The sequence below is a fragment of the Antarctobacter sp. genome, from assembly GCF_965277915.1.
Classification (GTDB): domain Bacteria; phylum Pseudomonadota; class Alphaproteobacteria; order Rhodobacterales; family Rhodobacteraceae; genus Antarctobacter.
In genome coordinates this window covers 2,600,001-2,616,495 of sequence record NZ_OZ255849.1, presented here as the reverse complement: position 1 = coordinate 2,616,495, position 16,495 = coordinate 2,600,001, and the positions used below count along the sequence as shown (strand labels likewise).

Below are 16,495 nucleotides of genomic sequence, written 5' to 3'. Positions count from 1 at the left end.
GGACTCATGGAATACGGATTTACCACGGCGGCCTATGTGGTCGCGGCTGTCCTCTTCATCCTGTCGCTGGGTGGACTTTCGGGCCAGGAAAGCGCCAAGCGCGCCGTCTGGTACGGCATCGTCGGCATGGCGCTGGCGGTGTTTGCCACGCTGATCGGACCGGGCTCGGGTCTCTGGATCTTGTCGATCATCCTGATCGCCGCTGGCGGCGTGATCGGCTATTTCCTGGCCTCCAAGGTCGAGATGACCCAGATGCCGGAACTCGTTGCCGGGATGCACGCGCTTGTCGGTCTTGCGGCTGTCTTTGTCGGCTATAACGCCGAACTGGTCATGAACACCGTTGCCGCGCTGCAGTCCGAAGGGACAACAGAGGCACTGGAGGCGCTCAAGGGCTTCTCGGCCAAGGTCGCGCACAAGACCCCGGCAGAGATCAACATCCTCAAGATCGAGGTTTTCCTGGGCGTCTTCATCGGTGCCGTGACCTTCACCGGTTCGGTCATCGCCTATGGCAAGCTCTCGGGCAAGGTGACCTCGGCGGCGAAAAAGCTTCCCGGCGGCCACATGCTGAACCTCGCCGCGGCCATCGGCTCGGTGATCCTGCTGGTGATCTACATGAGCACCGGCGGCGGCTGGACCCTGCTGCTGATGTCGGTTCTGGCCTTCTTCATCGGCTATCACCTGATCATGGGCATCGGCGGCGCCGACATGCCGGTCGTTGTCTCGATGCTCAACAGCTACTCGGGCTGGGCGGCGGCGGCCATCGGCTTCAGCCTTGGCAACGACCTTCTGATCGTGGTCGGTGCGCTGGTGGGCTCCTCGGGTGCGATCCTGTCCTACATCATGTGCAAGGCGATGAACCGGTCCTTCGTCAGCGTCATCCTCGGCGGCTTCGGCGGCAGCGCCGGCCCGGCGATGGAGGTCGAGGGCGAACAGGTTGCCATCGACGCCGACGGTGTGGCGCAGGCCCTCGAAGAGGCCGACAGCATCATCATCATCCCCGGTTACGGCATGGCGGTGGCACAGGCTCAACAGAACGTGGCCGAACTGACCCGCCGCCTGCGCGCCCAGGGCAAGGAGGTGCGCTTTGCCATCCACCCGGTGGCGGGCCGTCTGCCCGGGCACATGAACGTGCTCCTGGCCGAGGCAAAGGTGCCCTATGACATCGTGCTGGAGATGGACGAGATCAACGAGGACTTCCCCGACACGGATGTTGCGATCGTCATCGGCTCGAACGACATCGTGAACCCGGCGGCCCAGGAAGACCCGAACTCTCCCATCGCGGGGATGCCGGTGCTGGAATGCTGGAAGGCGAAGCAGGTCTTTGTCTCCAAGCGGGGCCAGGGCACCGGTTACTCGGGCATCGAGAACCCGCTGTTCTTCAAGGAGAATACGCGGATGTACTACGGCGACGCGAAACAGTCGCTGGGCGAGTTGCTCAACCGCATCTCGTGACGGCATGGCGGGTTTCCGCCATTGCCACATATAACCAGGATCAATGGGGTCGCCGTTTCGGCGGCCCCATTTTAGTCTGGCGCGAAAAGAGGGGACACTATGGAACTGGCACTGCAGATCAATTCGGTGTTTCGCGTGGCTGGCTGGCAGATCGTCAAGCCTCTGGAGCCGCTGACGCCGGATCGCCTGCGCGAGGATCTCGCGCAGTATTCCAAGCGCGCGGTGGTTGTCGACCTTGGGTATTACTCCAGGAACGACACAGAGAACGGGGCGTTTCGGATCTATGCCGTGCGCGGTCAGGACTGGGAGCACCCCCTGGTCGATATCAAGGTGAGCGATGCGAACATGGCGCTGGACCTGCTGCGCCAGATGCCGGGTTTGCTGGGACGGCTCGGCCCGCTTTGAGCCGCGGCTTTGCAATCTGTCTTGGTGGTATTTGCAAATGGCAGGGTTAGCAGGGTTTGCACATCTACTTAATGCTCCCTTGCGGCGGCGCAGCAAGTCGGGCAAAACATGAGTGAAATATTCATGACGAGGGGGAGCCCCATGAACCTGACGATGAACCGCAACGTCCTGGCCGAAGCCTTCGGCGCCAACGAGGGTGCTGCGCTGCGCCTCAAGCAGGTGGCGCTGGTGGTGCTGGGCATCGCCGTGCTCGCCGCCGCGGCCAAGATCAAGGTGCCGATGTGGCCCGTCCCGATCACGATGGGCACGTTTGCCGTGCTGACTGTCGGCGCCGCCTACGGTCCGCGCCTGGGTCTTGTGACGATCCTCGGCTACATGATCATCGGCGCGCTTGGCTTTGATGTCTTCGCGGGTTCCTCGGCCGAGGCATTCGGCATCGAATACATGATGGGTGGCACCGGCGGCTACCTCGTCGGCTACGTTCTGGCGACCGTTGCGCTGGGTATTCTTGCCCGCGCAGGCTGGGACCGTTCGGCGCCCAAGATGGCCGGCGCCATGCTGCTGGGCAACGTGATCATCTACGTTCCGGGCCTGATCTGGCTAGGCATGCTTTACGGCTGGGACAAGCCGATCCTGGAATGGGGCCTGACGCCCTTCCTCGTCGGTGACGCGATCAAGCTGGCACTGGCCGCCGTGATCCTGCCGCTGGCATGGAAACTGGTGGGCCGCGCGCGCGGCTGACCCCGCCAGTCCTGAGAAACCGAAAGGCCGGGCCTTGTGCCCGGCCTTTTGCGTTTCAGCCCCTGCGGTCGGCGGCGAAGGCCGAGAGATCGGCGTTCACCGGTTCGCCTGCCATCATCTGCGCCAGCCAGCGCCCGGTACGCGGGCCGCCTGTCAGGCCGATGTGCTGGTGTCCGTAGCCAAGACAGACATTGGCCAGCCGCGGGCTGGGTCCGATCACGGGAAGGGAATCCGAGGTGGCGGGCCTGTGCCCCATCCATTCGCTGGTGTGGCTGTAGGTCAGATCGGGAAAGATGCGCGCCACGCTGCGCCGCACCAGGTCGAAGGGCGCGCGCGAGGCCGGGGCTTTCAAACCGCCGAACTCCACGATACCCGCCGCCCGCAGGCGCCCACGCATCGACGTGGCGACGAATTTGCCCGAAGTCACCATGACCGGCGCACGCAATTCGATGTTGGGGGCGTGGAACTCGACGTGATAACCGCGCTCGCTTTCCAGGGGCACAGTGACGCCAAGCGCGCGGGCAATCCCGCCGGACCAGGCGCCAAGGGTCACTGCAAACCCCTCTGCCGCGATCTCGCCCCTGTTGGTCAGCGCGGCCACGGCGCGCCCGTTTTCCTCGCGAAAGCCTGTCACGCTTGCCTGTACGATCTGGCCGCCGCCCGCCTCGAAGGCCGCCGCCAGGGCGCGGACATAGGCGCCGGGATCTGTGATCGTGCCGTGCTGCGGGTTGTCGACTCCATAGCCAAAGCGCCCTTCCAGTGCCGGATCGAAGGCTGCCATGTCCTCGGGCGTCATCTCGCGCACCGTGTAGCCATTGCGCCGCCTTAGCTCCCAGCCATAGGCATCCGCCTCGAACGCCTGCTTGCTGGCATAGCCGTGCAGGTAGCTGCCGGGCCGGATGAAGTGCGCGGCTTCCGTTCCTTCAGCCAAGGCCTGGTGCTGGTCGGCGCTGTCCTGCAGCAGCAGGGTCAGCGCGCGGGTGATCTGCTCGACCTTGGCCTGCCGTGCGTGTCCCATGTAGCGCAACAGGAAGGGGACGAGGCGCGGGAGGTAGCCCCATTTCAGGAACAGCGGCTGGCGCGGGTCGAACAACATGCCAGGGGCCTTCCAGATCAAGCCTGGAACGGGCAGGGGCACCACGGCGCCCGCCGCGATGATGCCCGCGTTGCCTGTCGAGGCACCGGCCGCGGGGCCTTCGCGGTCGACCAGCGTGACCTCGCATCCCATGCGTTGCAACCAGAGCGCGGTAGAGACCCCGACCATGCCTGCGCCGATCACGGCCACCTGACGATATGCCTTCATGCTGTCCCCCTGTTGCGGCGCGACAGTGGCGCGGATCGGGGACCGGAGGCAAGGGGGCTTCAGGCCAGTTCGGTCTCGATATCGGCCCCCTTTTCCAGCGTCTTGTGCACCGGGCACTTGTCCGCGATTTCCAGCAGCCGGGCGCGTTGGTCGGCAGTCAGGTTGCCTTCCAGTTTGATCCGGCGGACAAAGTGGTCCACGCGTGTCGTCGCGCTTGTCCCCGCGTCTTGGGCGTGCACTTTGTCGTGGGTCACGTCCACGCTGATCCCGGTCAGCGGCCACCCCTTGCGCCGGGCATACATACGGATGGTCATCGAGGTGCAGGCGCCCAGCCCCGCCGAGAGGAACCCATAGGGTGACATGCCCCGGTTGCTGCCGCCATAGGCTTCGGGCTCATCCGCCAGTGCGTGATGATGCGGACCGTTCTGGATGTCCTGCAAAAAGCCATCGGCCGCGGCCTCCGTCACGCGCACCACCCCCTCCGGCGCGCCGATCGGCGGGGCGGGGGCCGGCAGGTCGAGGTAGCGATCGGCCCAGGCCGCGATCACCTCGGCGACGTATTCCGCGTCCTTCGGGGCAGAGACGAGGTGATCGGCATCATCCAGCGTGACAAAGCTCTTGGGATGTTTCGCGGCGGTGAAGATCCGCGTGGCGTTGGAGATATCGACCACGGAGTCGCGCGGCGCGTGCAGCACCAACAGCGCCTTTTTCAGCGATCCGATGACCGGTTCCAGTTCCTGCGCCTTCACGTCCCGCACGAAGTCCCGCCCGATGGTGACGGGCCGCCCGCCCAAGTCCACCTGTGCCTGGCCTTCTTCCTCGATCCGGTCCAGCGCATCGGCAAAGTTGTGCGTGACGTGATCGGGGTCGAAGGGCGCACCGATGGTCGCCACGGCCTTGGCCGAGGCGATGTCGGGCGCTGCCCGCAGGACCGCAGCACCGCCAAGGGAATGGCCGATCAGCAGGCTGGGCGCCATGCCGCGGCCCTGCAGGTATTCGGCGGCGGCTTTCAGGTCGCCCACGTTGCTGTGAAAGGTTGTATTGGCAAACTCGCCGCAGGAATGGCCCAGTCCGGTGAAATCGAACCGCAGCACAGCGATCCCCATCGCGGAAAGCCGCTGAGCGATGCGCCGTGCCGCGGCGATGTCCTTGCCGCAGGTAAAGCAATGGGCGAAGAGTGCAGTGGCGAGCGGCGTGTCCTCGGGCAAGTCCAGCCGTGCGGCCAGCCTGTCGCCGGCATGACCGGGGAATGTGATGCGTTCGGTGGGCATTGGGGCGTCCTGACGTTTCGTGGTTGGGTCAGAGAATGGGGCGGGCCGGGGCGGCTCACAAGCTAACTGTCAGGAGCGTCACGGCATGGTGAGTTTGATGCGCGCGCTGGTGAGCATTGTTGCAGGGGTTTTGGTGCTGGTCGCGCTGGCCAGCTGGGGCGGCGCGCTGCACCCGGCGGGAGACTCGCTGGCGGTGGCGCGGCTGCCGTTGGTGGCGCTGGCGGCTTTGGTCGTGATCTGGACCGGATGGCTGCGCTGGGTGCGCTGGGGGCTGGCTGGTCTGGCGCTGGTGGTGCTGGGGCAGGCGGTCGTCATGAAGCTGACAGCGCCGACACCGGGCGGATTTGCAGTCTACCAGAAGAACCTGCTGTACCGAAATGCGCAGATCCCCGAACTGGCGGCGGATATGCTGGGCCAAGCCCCGGACGTCATCACCCTGCAGGAGCTGACCAGCCGCAATGGCGACATCCTGGACCGGCTGGCGCCATCCTATCCTCATAGCACCACCTGTCCTTTCTACAGCTGGAGCCGCAATGCCGTGCTGTCGCGTCATCCGGTGCTGCCGGGCGGGACACTATGCCTGCCGGGGCAGGGGGTGGCGGGATTGCACCTGGACACACCGCAGGGACCGGTCTGGGTGTTGTCGGTGCACCTGCGCTGGCCGTGGCCGCATCCCCAGGCGCCGCAGTCAGAGGTGCTGGAAGGAGTTCTTGCCGGGCTGGAGGGGCCCGTCGTCCTGTCCGGCGATTTCAACATGATGCCCTGGGGCAATTCGGTGCGGCGCCTGACAGGGGCGGCGGGCGTGCAGCGTGCCGGGCCATTGCAACCGACCTACTGGCTGGCACCGCATGGCTGGCCCGCCGGGCAGGCGCTGCCTATTCCGCTGCCGCTGGACCAGGTCTGGGCGCCCGGCGGCGGTCGGATGGAGACGCGGCCGCTCTGGGGATCGGATCATGCCGGGGTTCTGGCAAGGGTGCACCTGAATGCTGATTGACGGTATCGGGCGTTTCGTGCCGCGCGATGCACGGGACCGGGCGGAATGGGACCGGTTGGGGGCCTTTTGTGCACAGTGGGGGCTGGCAGCCTTCTTCCGCGATCCACTCATCGGCGGCCATGTCACCGGCTCTGCCTTTGTACTGTCACCGGACAGGCAGTCCGTTCTGCTGACCCATCACGCCAAGCTGGATCGCTGGTTGCACCTGGGCGGCCATTGCGACGGCATCGCGGACGTGCGCTTTGTGGCCTTGAAAGAGGCCTACGAGGAATCGGGGCTGGCGCGGATTTCGTTTCTGTCGCCGGACGTTTTCGACATTGATATCCACCAGATCCCGGCACGCGGGACGGACCCGGCGCATCTGCACTATGACGTCCGTTTCCTGATGCAGGCCGAGGCGGGCGACCTCAGCGCTTCGGCAGAGTCGAAGGCACTGGCATGGGTGCCGCTGGAACAGGTGCAGGACTACACGCAGGCAGAGTCGGTCCTGCGCATGGCACGGCGGGTGAAGGCGGAGGTGTGAGAGCCTAGGTTCCCATCAGCAACGGGTCGAAAGGATAGGAAATCAGGTTCTCGTAGCCATCCTCGGTGATGAGCACCTGCTCTTCCAGCTTGATCGAGAAATCGCCGCCGTCGGGCGACACCAACACCTCGACACACAGCGTCATGCCCGGCTCCAGCTCGTAGTCGAAGGCACCTTCGACCATATGGTCCGGGTAGGCCACCAGGGGCCATTCATCGCAAAGACCCACACCGTGCATGAGGCAGCCGTATTTCAGCCGCTGGAACTCGGGCCGCAGGACATGGGTGTTGCGGGACAGATCCTGGATGTTCACCCCGGGGCGCAGCATTTCCATGTTGGTCATGACATGTTCATGCCCGTGTCGCATGGCGTCGATCATGTCGGGCCGTGGCGCCCGGTCTCCCACCCACCAGGTGCGCGAGATGTCGACGCAGATGCCGTAGCTGCCGACAAGATCCGTATCGAAGGCGACGATCTCATTGTTCTGGACGATTCGCGGACCGCATTCCTGGAACCAGGGGTTCGTGCGTGGGCCGGAGGTCAGCAACCGCGTCTCGATCCATTCGCCGCCGCGACGGATGTTCTCGGCGTGCAGGACGGCCCAGATATCGTTCTCCGACACACCGCCCAGGGGGACGTTGGCGCGGGCAAAGTGTTCCATTTCAAGCATCGCGGCCTCGCAGGCGTTGATGGCGCAGCGCATGGCCCTGATCTCGTCCGGACCCTTCACGGACCGCGCCTTTTCGGTGACTTCCTCACCGGGGAAGACGGTCAGGCCCTGCGCCTCGAGCGCGCGCAGCCCATGGATCATGGGTTTGTCCACCGCCAGCCGCGTGTTGCCGGGGGCGTGCTGCGCCAGCAGGTCCGCCACCTCGGCGGCAAACCGGTCAGCCGCCACGTCCAGCCCATCGCCGCGGTCGAAATAGAACAGGTCCGCGCCCGAGCGCGCCTCGCGCACCAGCGGGTTGAACGAGGACAGGAAAGGCGCGTTCTTGTAGTCCCAGATCACCATGTAGCCGTCGGCGCAGACCAGCACGGCCCGGAACGGGTTGTGGGTGTTCCAAAGCTGCATGTTGGTGCTGTCGGTCGCGTAGCGGATGTTGAGCGGGTCGAAGACCAGCAACCCGGCAAGGTCCCGCGCCACGACGTGATCTGTCAGCCGCTGCCAACGATAGCGCCGCATTTCCTGCAGGTCGGGCAGTTCAAGCCCCGCGGCGGCCCATTCGGCCAGTGCCAAGCGTGTGGGGCCGATCTCGATCCGGTCCATGTCGTTGGGGGTGTTGTCGCCGGTCATGGCGCCGCGTGTCGGGTCTATCTTGCGGGTATCGCGGAAATGGGTGTTCATGGCGTCTTCCGAAGGCTGGTTCCGTCAGCCTGCCGGGGCATCCCGGGGCTGGCGCGCGGAATTACGACCGTACAGGGGGTCGTTTTTTGACCGTATTCTTTCCGGTGACGTAGTGGCCGGCGGCTGGTGAAGGTCGCGTGACGGGCATAGCCTGCGCTCATGATCCTGCAAGACCGAATCCCCTATGATGTCACCGCACCGCGCCCCTTGCCGGGAATTGCCCCTCTGGATCCTGCGGACTGGCTGATCGTGGACGAAGCCTATGCCGCGCAGATGGCAGAGCGTCGTCGCCTGCTGACCGAGCGCCGGGACGAGGTGCTGGCCCTGTTCGCCGCTGCCGTTCCTGCGGCGGACGAGCTCATGGAAACGGTTCTTGCGGCGCTGCCTGACTTGTTTTTGCGGGGCGACAACAGTGTTCTGTGCCCCGACGGCGCGCGTGTTTCGCTGGACGGGGCGGATCCGCTGGGAACACTGGGGCGGATCGTGCAGGAAGACCTGTGCCTGATGGAAAAGCATGGCGATCAGCATGTGCTGACTGGCGCTGTGCTTTGTTTTCCCGCCAGTTGGCGGCTGGACGAGAAATTCATGCGTCCGATGACGGCGATCCACGCGCCGGTGGACAGTTTCGATGACAACATCGCGCGCCGGGTACAGCGACTGTTCGACGGGGTGCAGGCCGGGCGTCCGCTGTGGCGGTTCAATGCCCTGCGCTACGCCGAGTCAGAGCTTTTCCATCCGCGCTCGATGCACAACCCGCGTGCACCGGTCGAACCCGCCACCGCGCCATTCTGGCGGTCAGAGCGGCAGTGCATCCTGCGCCTGCCGAAGACCCGCGCGGTGGTCTTCTCGATTCACACCTACCTTGTGCGCAGCGAGGACGTCACTGCAGCAACTGCCGGAGGAAATAGTCCATCTGGCCGGTCGTGCTGAGCACGGCGATCAGGCTGGTCACGGCGATCATCTGGCTGGCGCGTCGCAGACCGAACCAGGAATGGCGCCGTTTCATCGTGGTCTCCGCCACCACGGCGGGCAGGTTTGGGATTTGCGCGGATTTTGAACTTTCGGGGTAGAGCGAGCCGCAGATACCCTGTGCGGCTGCGGCGCTTTCGAACAGCGCATCCTCGATCTCCGTGTCGACCCGGCCGATGCGACGGGGCGAGACGAAGTTGCGCAGCCGGATGAAATCCTCGCGGTCGATGAGCGTCTCGGGCGAGAACCATTCCAGGATGTCCGCCGAAGAATGATTCAGCGCGGCCCGTACCGTGTCGGACAGCAGGCGCGCGGCGTCGGTTTCGTCGGGCGGGGTCCCATCCGCGGTCACCACCTGCAGAACCACTTTCGGTCCGTAATCGCTTTGCTCTTCGGGGAGAACGGCAATGCCCAGGTGCTGCCCCATGACGAGTCCCGGTTTTCGCCTGGTCGGAGCCTTGGCGTCCTGACGCGGATCAAGACGGGCCAGTACCTTTGCGGCACTGTCGAGATAGGGGCCGGGGTGCAGATCCCGCGTATCCGGCAGGATCATCCCCGCGTAGGGGTGTTCGAAGGTCATTCTGCTCTCCTGTCACGGCGTGGTGGCCGCTACAGGAAAGGTTGACCCCGAAAAATGTTAACAATCGGGCGATTCGGGGAAAATTACGCGGTTCCGGGCGCCTTGTTTCCCGATCGGTCTCAGCGACCGATCCTTTCGGCGGCTGCGGCGATGGCCTGTTGATAGACGGTGGCGGCGTTCCATTCGTTCAGCACGCGGAAGTTATGCGTTCCGGGGCCGAAGGGCTGGCCGCGCTTCCAGCCCTTCTGGCGCAGGAAATTGGCGGTCGAGGCCAGCGCGTCGGCCTGGTTGTAGAAATCGACACGCCCGTCGCCATTGGCATCGACACCATAGCGCATGGCGTTGCCGGGCAGGAACTGGGTGTGGCCCAGCTCTCCGTGAAAGGCGCCTTTCTGGCCGGGCGAGAGCATGCCACGATCCACCATTTTCAGCGCGGCAATGGCATGAGGCCGGAAAAGCTGTGGGCGGCGACAGTCATAGGCAACCGTCAGGATCGAGTTGATGACAGGTTCGCTCCCCATCGTGCGGCCATAGCCCGTTTCCATGCCATGAATGGCGACGACGATACCTGCCGGCACACCAAAGTGCTTTTCGAGGCTGTCGTAGAAGGCCTTGTTCTGGTTGATGCGCTTGCGGGCGCCATTGGCGAAACTGTCGAGCGAGCCGAGGCGGATCTGCACGAATCGTTCGAAACTATATTTCACGCCTTTCTGGTTGCGGTCCGCATTGATTGTCTTGGTCGAATACCGCGCTTTCATGAGGGCGTCGATGCCGCGATCGCCCACGCCGGCGCGGCGCGCCTCGGCCGCGAATTCACCCTTCCAGGCGTCGAAGCCCGAAGCGGTATTACCGCAACCCGCGGCAAACGCGGGGACAGCGGTCAGAATGGCAAGGGCAAGGGCAGGGGCGAGGCGGCGCATGGCAGGGCTCCGGTTCGGACAGGTTCTCCGGAAGGTTAGCCGCGTCACGAGGGGGCGCCAAGGGGGAAGGTCGCAGGATGGCGGGTGCCCGCTGCGGAGCAGGGGATCAAAAACGAAAACGGGCGCCACCGGGGCGCCCATTCCGTAGTAGATCGTGCGGCGATCAGCAGCTGTAGTACATGCCGAACTCGACCGGGTGCGGCGTGTGCTCGAACAGTTCGATCTCTTCCATCTTCAGTTCGATGTAGCCTTCGATCTGGTCCTTGGTGAAGACGTCGCCGGCGAGCAGGAACTCGTGGTCGGCCTTCAGGCAGTCGATGGCCTCGCGCAGCGAGCCGCAGACGGTGGGGATGCCTTCCAGCTCTTCGGCCGGCAGGTCATAGAGGTTCTTGTCCATCGCCTCGCCCGGGTCGATCTTGTTGTTGATGCCGTCCAGGCCGGCCATCAGCAGCGCCGCGAAGCACAGGTAGGGGTTCGCGGACGGATCGGGGAAACGGGCCTCGACGCGCTTGGCCTTGGGGCTTTCGGTCCACGGAATACGGACGCAGCCAGAACGGTTGCGGGCCGAGTAGGCGCGCAGGACCGGGGCTTCGAAGCCGGGGATCAGGCGCTTGTACGAGTTGGTGGACGGGTTGGTGAAGGCATTCAGCGTCTTGGCGTGCTTGAGGATGCCGCCGATGAAGTACAGTGCCTCTTGGCTCAGGTCCGCATACTTGTCACCCGCGAACAGCGGCTTGCCGTCCTTCCAGATCGACATGTTGCAGTGCATGCCGGTGCCGTTGTCGCCGTAGATCGGCTTGGGCATGAAGGTGGCGGACTTGCCGTAGGCATGTGCCACGTTGTGGATGATGTACTTGTACTTCTGCAGCTCGTCTGCCTGCTTGGTCAGCGAGCCGAAGATCAGGCCCAGCTCGTGCTGGCACGACGCCACTTCGTGGTGGTGCTTGTCGACCTTCATGCCGATGCGCTTCATGGTCGAGAGCATTTCCGAGCGCAGGTCCTGCGCGTCGTCGGTCGGGTTGACCGGGAAATAGCCGCCCTTGACGCCGGGACGATGGCCCATGTTGCCGGTCTCGTACTCGGTGTCGGTGTTCCACGATGCGTCGACCGCGTCGACCTCGTAGGAGACCTTGTTGATCTTGTTCGAGAAACGCACGTCGTCGAAAAGGAAGAACTCGGCTTCCGGACCCCAGTAGGAGATGTCGCCGATGCCCGAGGACTTCAGGTAGGCTTCTGCCTTCTCGGCGGTGCCGCGCGGGTCACGCTCGTAAGGTTCGCCGGTGTCGGGTTCGACGACCGAGCAATGCAGGCAGAGCGTCTTTTCGGCGTAGAACGGGTCGATGTAGGCGCTTTCGAGGTCGGGCATGAGTTTCATGTCCGATGCTTCGATCGATTTCCAGCCGGCGATCGAGGAGCCGTCAAACATGAAGCCTTCTTCGAGGAAATCCTCATCGACCTCATCTGCGATCACCGTGACGTGCTGCAGCTTGCCGCGCGGATCGGTGAACCGGATGTCGACGTAGGCGACGTCCTCTGCCTTCATCATGTCGAGAACAGCGTTGCTCATAACTGTTGAGTCCCTTTCTGTCATACTGTTGGGATGCCTGCGGCCCAGCGGTACCGCGGTCAATTTTCTGAATTACAGCGCGTCCGAGCCGGTTTCGCCGGTACGGATTCGGATGGCCTGTTCGACCTGGCTGACAAAGATCTTGCCGTCGCCGATCTTGTCGGTCTTGGCGGCCTCGACGATGGCCTCGATGGCGGCATCGACCTGGTCGTCGTCAAGAACGATCTCGATCTTCACCTTGGGCAGGAAGTCGACGACGTATTCCGCGCCACGGTAGAGCTCGGTATGGCCTTTCTGGCGGCCAAAGCCCTTCACCTCGACGACGGACAGACCTTGGATGCCCGCTTCTTGCAGCGCCTCCTTCACCTCATCAAGCTTGAATGGCTTGATGATCGCTTCGATCTTTTTCATGAGACCTCGCTCTCCCTTGCGCTATTCGTGGACTTGGCAGATCACTTCTGGATGATCGCCACAATCCGATAGGCCTTGTGAGAGGCAGAAGCGAAGAGCGAATTTTCGGGCGCGGTCAAGTTTTGTGCGATATGCGTAAAAAACGTGCAGAAATGAATCGCGAGGCAAAATGACAGAGCTTCTGACCGCGGAACAGATGCGCAAAATCGAGCAGGCGGCAATCGACAATGGCGCCGTGACGGGCCTGGAGTTGATGGAGCGTGCAGGTGCCGGGGTGGTCGAGGCGATTGTTGAGGAATGGCCGGACCTGGGGCAGGGGGCGCATCGGGCAATCGTTCTGTGCGGTCCGGGGAACAATGGCGGCGACGGGTTCGTCATTGCGCGGCTGTTGCACGGTCGTGGGTGGGACGTGGAGGTGTTTCTTTTTGGCGATGCGGACAGATTGCCGCCGGATGCAAAGGCGAATTGCGCGCGGTGGGACAAGTTGGGCGCCGTTTCAGCCTGGGATGCGTTGCGCGTCGAGGAAGCCGCCGCGGATCTGGTCATCGACGCGGTATTCGGAACCGGCCTTACGCGGCCCGTGCCCGACGAGGTCGAGCGAGAATTGCTCAAGGCTGCGGCCAAGGACAAGTCTAAGGCTAGGGTTGTGGCCGTGGACATGCCCTCGGGGCTTTGTGCGGACAGCGGCAAAGTCGTCGGCGGCGGTGACGGGGCTTCCAGCGACCTCGTGGTGTCGTTCCACTCTGCAAAGATCGGTCATTATCTGAACGGTTCGTACCAGCGCTGCAAATCCTTGGTCGTAAAGGATATCGGGTTGGACCACGTGCCTGATGAAAGCCAGGTGCATCTCGTGGACATGGGGAGGCACTCGCATGGCGACGTCTCGGCGCTTTCGAAACGAATGGTTGACCACAAGTATTCCCACGGCCATGCCCTCATTCTCTCCGGCGGCTTTGGCAAGACCGGCGCGGCGCGACTGGCCGCACGCGGTGCCCTTCGGGTCGGGTCCGGACTGGTGACCTTGGGCGTGCCTGGTGCGGCGCAGATGGAGGTGGCAAGCCGGATCACCGCGCTGATGCTGGCGCGGGTCGAGGACGGCGATGAATTGGCGGAGGTTCTGGAGGACAAGCGCCTCAACGCGTTGTGTCTAGGCCCCGGCATGGGGGCAGAGCGGGCGCGCGACCTCGTGCCTGTGGCGTTGACCGCAAGGCACAGACCGCGCGTGGTGCTCGATGCCGATGCGTTGACCGCTTACGCGGATGCTCCAGAGGCGCTTTTCGAAATGCTGCACGCGGATTGCGTGCTGACGCCGCATGGCGGGGAGTTCGCGCGGCTCTTTCCGGACATCGCGAATGAGTTGAACAAGAAACCGAGCCGCGGACCGGCGTTTTCCAAGGTGGACGCCACACGGAAAGCCGCCGGGAGGGCGGGCTGCGTGGTGCTGTTCAAGGGGCCCGACACGGTGATCGCCGATCCGGGTGGCGCCTGTTCGGTCAATGCTGCGATCTACGACAGGGAGGCGCCCTGGCTTGCGACCGCCGGATCAGGCGACGTCCTTGCCGGTTTCATTTCCGGGTTGCTGGCCCGTGGCATGTCGGCAATGCAGGCTGCAGAGACCGCTGCCTGGCTCCATGTCGAGGCCGCGCGCAGTTTCGGCCCCGGCCTGATCGCCGAGGACCTTCCCGAAGAGTTGCCAAGGGTGTTCCGGGCGCTCGGGCTCTGACGCCTGTCAGGCGGTCACGCGGGTTGTGGCAGATGCCAGTTCCAACCCGTCCGCGTAAAGGATGTGCGGTGCGTCAAAGGAGAGTTCGACCAGTTGCATGTCGATTTCGCCCGCGCTCCGGATGAACCGTCCGTCGATCAACCGCGCCAGCGGCACCAGTGCCCGGTCCTTGCCAAACAGCGCCTTGGCCCGCCAATCACGCAACAGGACCTCTTGCGCGGCGGGCAGGACCAGCGTCAGGTCGGGCCGCATATGGCCGAGGCTGCCCGGGGCCACGAAAACTGCGGGCAGCCGCCGGCGCAAAGGCCGTAGGGCTGCAAGCCGCGCTGTTCCGCTGTCCCTCGTGATGATCCGGTCACCCGAACCAAGATACTCCACCGGCAGCGCGCCTTCGAGCGTCAGAACGATCGTACCGAGTGGAAGCGCATTGCAAGCGGGACCTGCGCAAGGTGGGCGCAGGGATCCCGCGCCGCTGCCGCGCCCGACCATGTCATGGGTCATCGTCACTTGTTCCTGTATGTTGCTGCCGGTCTTTTCTTGTTTTGCGGCAGGATAAGCCAAGATCCGGTTTACGTGGCCGTCAATTGCACAGGCTTATAAAGGAATTTTCCGCTCGCCTCGGTCACGGCGCTTTGCTATTCACCGCGTCGTTGCGGGTGTGGCGAAATTGGTAGACGCACCAGATTTAGGTTCTGGCGGAGCAATCCGTGGGGGTTCAAGTCCCTCCACCCGCACCACTCTCCCTTGAGAACCTGGCCTTTATTTAGGTTCGGCTGAACCAAGGTTGCATCGTGCCGCGCCGGCGACCGAGGTTCTTGCCAAGATTGCGACGGCGGTTTTGCCGATCCCGGTTGCAGATCCATACCAGCGACGGCGGGTGGGCGTCGTCGAGGGGCGCGCAACGGGCTTGGGGGCTTGGATAACAAAACGGACCAAATCCGGGTCGCTTCCTGTACTGGTCGCGATCATCCCTCTGCGCAGGTCCAACTTGCGGTTCCGGGCGCGCAAATGACAGGTGCGGTTTGCGCCTCACGAGTCCCTGCGGACTTTTCCCAGGTTTGAAAACGCGTTAGCCCTGTTCTCAGTGCGGGTGCCAGCAGAGCAGGATCGAATTCATGAGTACCGGGCGGGTATCGCCGATCGAACTGTACCTTGGAAACGGCGAGGCCAGTGACGCAGTTCGGCGGCAGTCCGGCACCGTCGAGATGTCCTGGCAAAGAAACCCCGGCACGGACGGAAGTGGCGTCAGCTGGAGTCTGTCGCAGTTCCGGACCTCCGGGCCGGACAGTGTCGAGGTGACAAGTTCTCGCGATGGAGACTTCGTGTTCACACAGGTCGTTCTCAAGGGCGGTTTTGAAGCAGAGCTTGCCTGCGGGCGGCGCTACCAAGACTCCGCGCCCGGATTGATCCGGCCCAGTGTCTCAGGAGCGATGTATCGTTTCGGCGCGGCCGACAATGCGATTTTCGGGGCGCTCGCCTCGCTGGAGACGGTAAAGGCCTGGTTCGGCGGACCGGTGCCCAAAGGGGTCCGACCTCTGATCGAGGGCGGAAGCAACACCTACCACCGCGCCCGGGCGCTGCCCTTGCACCTGCGCCAGGCATTGATGACAGCCCTGTCGAACACCTCGCCGCTGGGGCACCGCATGGTAAGTGCGGCGGCCCAGCAGATTCTGGGATTCCACCTGCAAAGCCTTTGCGAGGATGGCGTGCCAAACGTGACGCCATTGGCTGGAAGTCTTGCGCGCGATGCGCATGCGCTCTTGCAGGAAAGTCCGCAGAGACCGCCGTCACTTGCCGAAATTGCCAGCCAGTTCGGTGTCTCGCCACGCCGCTTGGATCGGGCGTATCAGGCCGAGTTCGGCACCAGTTTCAACCGGTCCCTGCAGCAGGTCCGCTTCGACGCGATCTGTTCCGCCCTTCAGCAAGGCATGCCGATCAAGGTGGTGGCGCACAGCTTCGGGTATTCAAGCGTCAGCAATTTTTCATCGGCCTTTCGCCGCCGGACGGGATTGCCGCCGCGCAGATGGCTCGAACGGCAGGCGGCCTTTCGGCGCTGATCCTTCGGATGCCCGGAGGGACGGGTCATTCGTCAACAATCTCTACCGAATATCAACAAAGATGGAGGTGGGGCAGCGGGTCGGCCGTTCGTAGGGTCCGGCATGCGGACACCTTCCGCGCCGGGCGCGCTTTCGCATCAGCCCCCCGTTGTCGGAAGATCGCGCCCGGTCAATCACAATCATAGCAGTGGAGATCGAGACCCCATGCCGACATCTTACACATTCGGAAGTTCC

General features: G+C 63.9%; 17 protein-coding genes and 1 tRNA gene (1 of these 18 running past the window's edge). 10 read left to right on the top strand and 8 right to left on the bottom strand.

Annotated elements, in window-relative coordinates:
• Nucleotides 1-6: 6 nt before the first annotated feature.
• The 3 genes from ACQY5B_RS13555 to ACQY5B_RS13545 all read left to right on the top strand — a co-directional run bounded on the left by ACQY5B_RS13555 (nt 7) and on the right by ACQY5B_RS13545 (nt 2,598).
• On the top strand, nt 7-1,452 hold the full coding sequence (locus ACQY5B_RS13555) for an NAD(P)(+) transhydrogenase (Re/Si-specific) subunit beta (RefSeq protein WP_305972385.1): 1,446 nt from the start codon (nt 7-9) through the stop codon (nt 1,450-1,452).
• A 99-nt stretch (nt 1,453-1,551) separates the two neighbouring features.
• Nucleotides 1,552-1,857, top strand: coding sequence for a hypothetical protein (locus ACQY5B_RS13550; protein WP_305972384.1), 306 nt, complete (start codon nt 1,552-1,554; stop codon nt 1,855-1,857).
• A 141-nt stretch (nt 1,858-1,998) separates the two neighbouring features.
• On the top strand, nt 1,999-2,598 hold the full coding sequence (locus ACQY5B_RS13545) for a biotin transporter BioY (RefSeq protein ID WP_420324876.1): 600 nt from the start codon (nt 1,999-2,001) through the stop codon (nt 2,596-2,598).
• Between the two features lie 55 nt (nt 2,599-2,653).
• On the opposite strand, the gene ACQY5B_RS13540 is transcribed toward ACQY5B_RS13545, so the two are convergent.
• Entirely contained in the window at nt 2,654-3,901 is a 1,248-nt protein-coding gene (locus tag ACQY5B_RS13540; RefSeq protein WP_420324877.1) for an NAD(P)/FAD-dependent oxidoreductase, read from the bottom strand.
• Nucleotides 3,902-3,960: 59 nt separating this feature from the next.
• Nucleotides 3,961-5,172: a bifunctional alpha/beta hydrolase/OsmC family protein gene (locus ACQY5B_RS13535; RefSeq protein ID WP_420324878.1), complete on the bottom strand. Its 1,212-nt coding sequence runs from the start codon at nt 5,170-5,172 to the stop codon at nt 3,961-3,963.
• A gap of 85 nt (nt 5,173-5,257) precedes the next feature.
• On the opposite strand from ACQY5B_RS13535, the gene ACQY5B_RS13530 reads away from it, so the two are divergent.
• Nucleotides 5,258-6,166, top strand: coding sequence for an endonuclease/exonuclease/phosphatase family protein (locus ACQY5B_RS13530; RefSeq protein WP_420324879.1), 909 nt, complete (start codon nt 5,258-5,260; stop codon nt 6,164-6,166).
• The gene (locus ACQY5B_RS13525) at nt 6,156-6,689 is read left to right on the top strand and encodes an NUDIX hydrolase (protein WP_420324880.1); all 534 of its coding nucleotides are present in this window, start codon (nt 6,156-6,158) and stop codon (nt 6,687-6,689) included. Before ACQY5B_RS13530 ends, ACQY5B_RS13525 begins: the two co-directional genes overlap by 11 nt.
• 4 nt (nt 6,690-6,693) lie before the next feature.
• Here ACQY5B_RS13525 and dddP read toward each other — a convergent pair whose 3' ends face one another.
• Nucleotides 6,694-8,034 carry a dimethylsulfonioproprionate lyase DddP gene (gene dddP / locus ACQY5B_RS13520; protein WP_420324881.1) on the bottom strand — a complete coding sequence of 447 codons (1,341 nt, stop codon included), beginning with the start codon at nt 8,032-8,034 and terminating at the stop codon, nt 6,694-6,696.
• Nucleotides 8,035-8,193: 159 nt separating this feature from the next.
• Between dddP and ACQY5B_RS13515 the strand changes: the two genes are divergently transcribed.
• The gene (locus ACQY5B_RS13515) at nt 8,194-8,964 is read left to right on the top strand and encodes a heme-dependent oxidative N-demethylase family protein (protein ID WP_420324882.1); all 771 of its coding nucleotides are present in this window, start codon (nt 8,194-8,196) and stop codon (nt 8,962-8,964) included.
• On the opposite strand, the gene ACQY5B_RS13510 is transcribed toward ACQY5B_RS13515, so the two are convergent.
• The 4 genes from ACQY5B_RS13510 to ACQY5B_RS13495 all read right to left on the bottom strand — a co-directional run bounded on the left by ACQY5B_RS13510 (nt 8,915) and on the right by ACQY5B_RS13495 (nt 12,481).
• Nucleotides 8,915-9,583, bottom strand: a complete 669-nt coding sequence (locus tag ACQY5B_RS13510; protein WP_420324883.1) for a hypothetical protein — start codon at nt 9,581-9,583, stop codon at nt 8,915-8,917. The two genes, ACQY5B_RS13515 and ACQY5B_RS13510, sit on opposite strands and share 50 nt — an antisense overlap.
• Nucleotides 9,584-9,702: 119 nt before the next feature.
• Nucleotides 9,703-10,503, bottom strand: a complete 801-nt coding sequence (locus tag ACQY5B_RS13505) for a lytic murein transglycosylase (RefSeq protein ID WP_420324884.1) — start codon at nt 10,501-10,503, stop codon at nt 9,703-9,705.
• Nucleotides 10,504-10,666: 163 nt separating this feature from the next.
• Entirely contained in the window at nt 10,667-12,070 is a 1,404-nt protein-coding gene (glnA, locus tag ACQY5B_RS13500) for a type I glutamate--ammonia ligase (protein ID WP_305972374.1), read from the bottom strand.
• Nucleotides 12,071-12,142: 72 nt separating this feature from the next.
• Nucleotides 12,143-12,481: a P-II family nitrogen regulator gene (locus ACQY5B_RS13495; protein WP_305972373.1), complete on the bottom strand. Its 339-nt coding sequence runs from the start codon at nt 12,479-12,481 to the stop codon at nt 12,143-12,145.
• Between the two features lie 169 nt (nt 12,482-12,650).
• Between ACQY5B_RS13495 and ACQY5B_RS13490 the strand changes: the two genes are divergently transcribed.
• Nucleotides 12,651-14,204: an NAD(P)H-hydrate dehydratase gene (locus ACQY5B_RS13490; protein ID WP_420324885.1), complete on the top strand. Its 1,554-nt coding sequence runs from the start codon at nt 12,651-12,653 to the stop codon at nt 14,202-14,204.
• A 6-nt stretch (nt 14,205-14,210) separates the two neighbouring features.
• On the opposite strand, the gene ACQY5B_RS13485 is transcribed toward ACQY5B_RS13490, so the two are convergent.
• A complete protein-coding gene (locus ACQY5B_RS13485) occupies nt 14,211-14,705 on the bottom strand; it encodes a Hint domain-containing protein (RefSeq protein ID WP_420324886.1) in 495 nt (164 codons plus the stop codon).
• Between the two features lie 151 nt (nt 14,706-14,856).
• Between ACQY5B_RS13485 and ACQY5B_RS13480 the strand changes: the two genes are divergently transcribed.
• The 3 genes from ACQY5B_RS13480 to ACQY5B_RS13470 form a co-directional block, all read left to right on the top strand.
• A tRNA-Leu gene (locus ACQY5B_RS13480) sits at nt 14,857-14,941 on the top strand.
• A 378-nt stretch (nt 14,942-15,319) separates the two neighbouring features.
• On the top strand, nt 15,320-16,261 hold the full coding sequence (locus tag ACQY5B_RS13475; protein WP_420324887.1) for a helix-turn-helix domain-containing protein: 942 nt from the start codon (nt 15,320-15,322) through the stop codon (nt 16,259-16,261).
• Nucleotides 16,262-16,465: 204 nt separating this feature from the next.
• Nucleotides 16,466-16,495, top strand: partial view of a Hint domain-containing protein gene (locus ACQY5B_RS13470; RefSeq protein ID WP_420324888.1) — the 5' end (the start) only. Its footprint extends 900 nt past the window's final position; only the first 30 of its 930 coding nucleotides appear in the window; the start codon lies at nt 16,466-16,468; the stop codon falls past the right edge of the window.

Excerpts from the sequence above, each read along its gene's own strand:
- ACQY5B_RS13530 (WP_420324879.1), top strand. The coding sequence starts at position 5,258 with ATGGTGAGTTTGATGCGCGCGCTGGTGAGCATTGTTGCAGGGGTTTTG.
- ACQY5B_RS13525 (WP_420324880.1), top strand. The coding sequence starts at position 6,156 with ATGCTGATTGACGGTATCGGGCGTTTCGTGCCGCGCGATGCACGGGAC.
- ACQY5B_RS13505 (WP_420324884.1), bottom strand. The coding sequence starts at position 10,503 with ATGCGCCGCCTCGCCCCTGCCCTTGCCCTTGCCATTCTGACCGCTGTC.
- ACQY5B_RS13540 (WP_420324877.1), bottom strand. The coding sequence starts at position 3,901 with ATGAAGGCATATCGTCAGGTGGCCGTGATCGGCGCAGGCATGGTCGGG.
- ACQY5B_RS13490 (WP_420324885.1), top strand. The coding sequence starts at position 12,651 with ATGACAGAGCTTCTGACCGCGGAACAGATGCGCAAAATCGAGCAGGCG.
- ACQY5B_RS13510 (WP_420324883.1), bottom strand. The coding sequence starts at position 9,583 with ATGACCTTCGAACACCCCTACGCGGGGATGATCCTGCCGGATACGCGG.
- glnA (WP_305972374.1), bottom strand. The coding sequence starts at position 12,070 with ATGAGCAACGCTGTTCTCGACATGATGAAGGCAGAGGACGTCGCCTAC.
- ACQY5B_RS13495 (WP_305972373.1), bottom strand. The coding sequence starts at position 12,481 with ATGAAAAAGATCGAAGCGATCATCAAGCCATTCAAGCTTGATGAGGTG.
- ACQY5B_RS13515 (WP_420324882.1), top strand. The coding sequence starts at position 8,194 with ATGATCCTGCAAGACCGAATCCCCTATGATGTCACCGCACCGCGCCCC.
- ACQY5B_RS13550 (WP_305972384.1), top strand. The coding sequence starts at position 1,552 with ATGGAACTGGCACTGCAGATCAATTCGGTGTTTCGCGTGGCTGGCTGG.
- ACQY5B_RS13555 (WP_305972385.1), top strand. The coding sequence starts at position 7 with ATGGAATACGGATTTACCACGGCGGCCTATGTGGTCGCGGCTGTCCTC.
- ACQY5B_RS13485 (WP_420324886.1), bottom strand. The coding sequence starts at position 14,705 with ATGACCCATGACATGGTCGGGCGCGGCAGCGGCGCGGGATCCCTGCGC.
- dddP (WP_420324881.1), bottom strand. The coding sequence starts at position 8,034 with ATGAACACCCATTTCCGCGATACCCGCAAGATAGACCCGACACGCGGC.
- ACQY5B_RS13545 (WP_420324876.1), top strand. The coding sequence starts at position 1,999 with ATGAACCTGACGATGAACCGCAACGTCCTGGCCGAAGCCTTCGGCGCC.
- ACQY5B_RS13535 (WP_420324878.1), bottom strand. The coding sequence starts at position 5,172 with ATGCCCACCGAACGCATCACATTCCCCGGTCATGCCGGCGACAGGCTG.
- ACQY5B_RS13475 (WP_420324887.1), top strand. The coding sequence starts at position 15,320 with ATGAGTACCGGGCGGGTATCGCCGATCGAACTGTACCTTGGAAACGGC.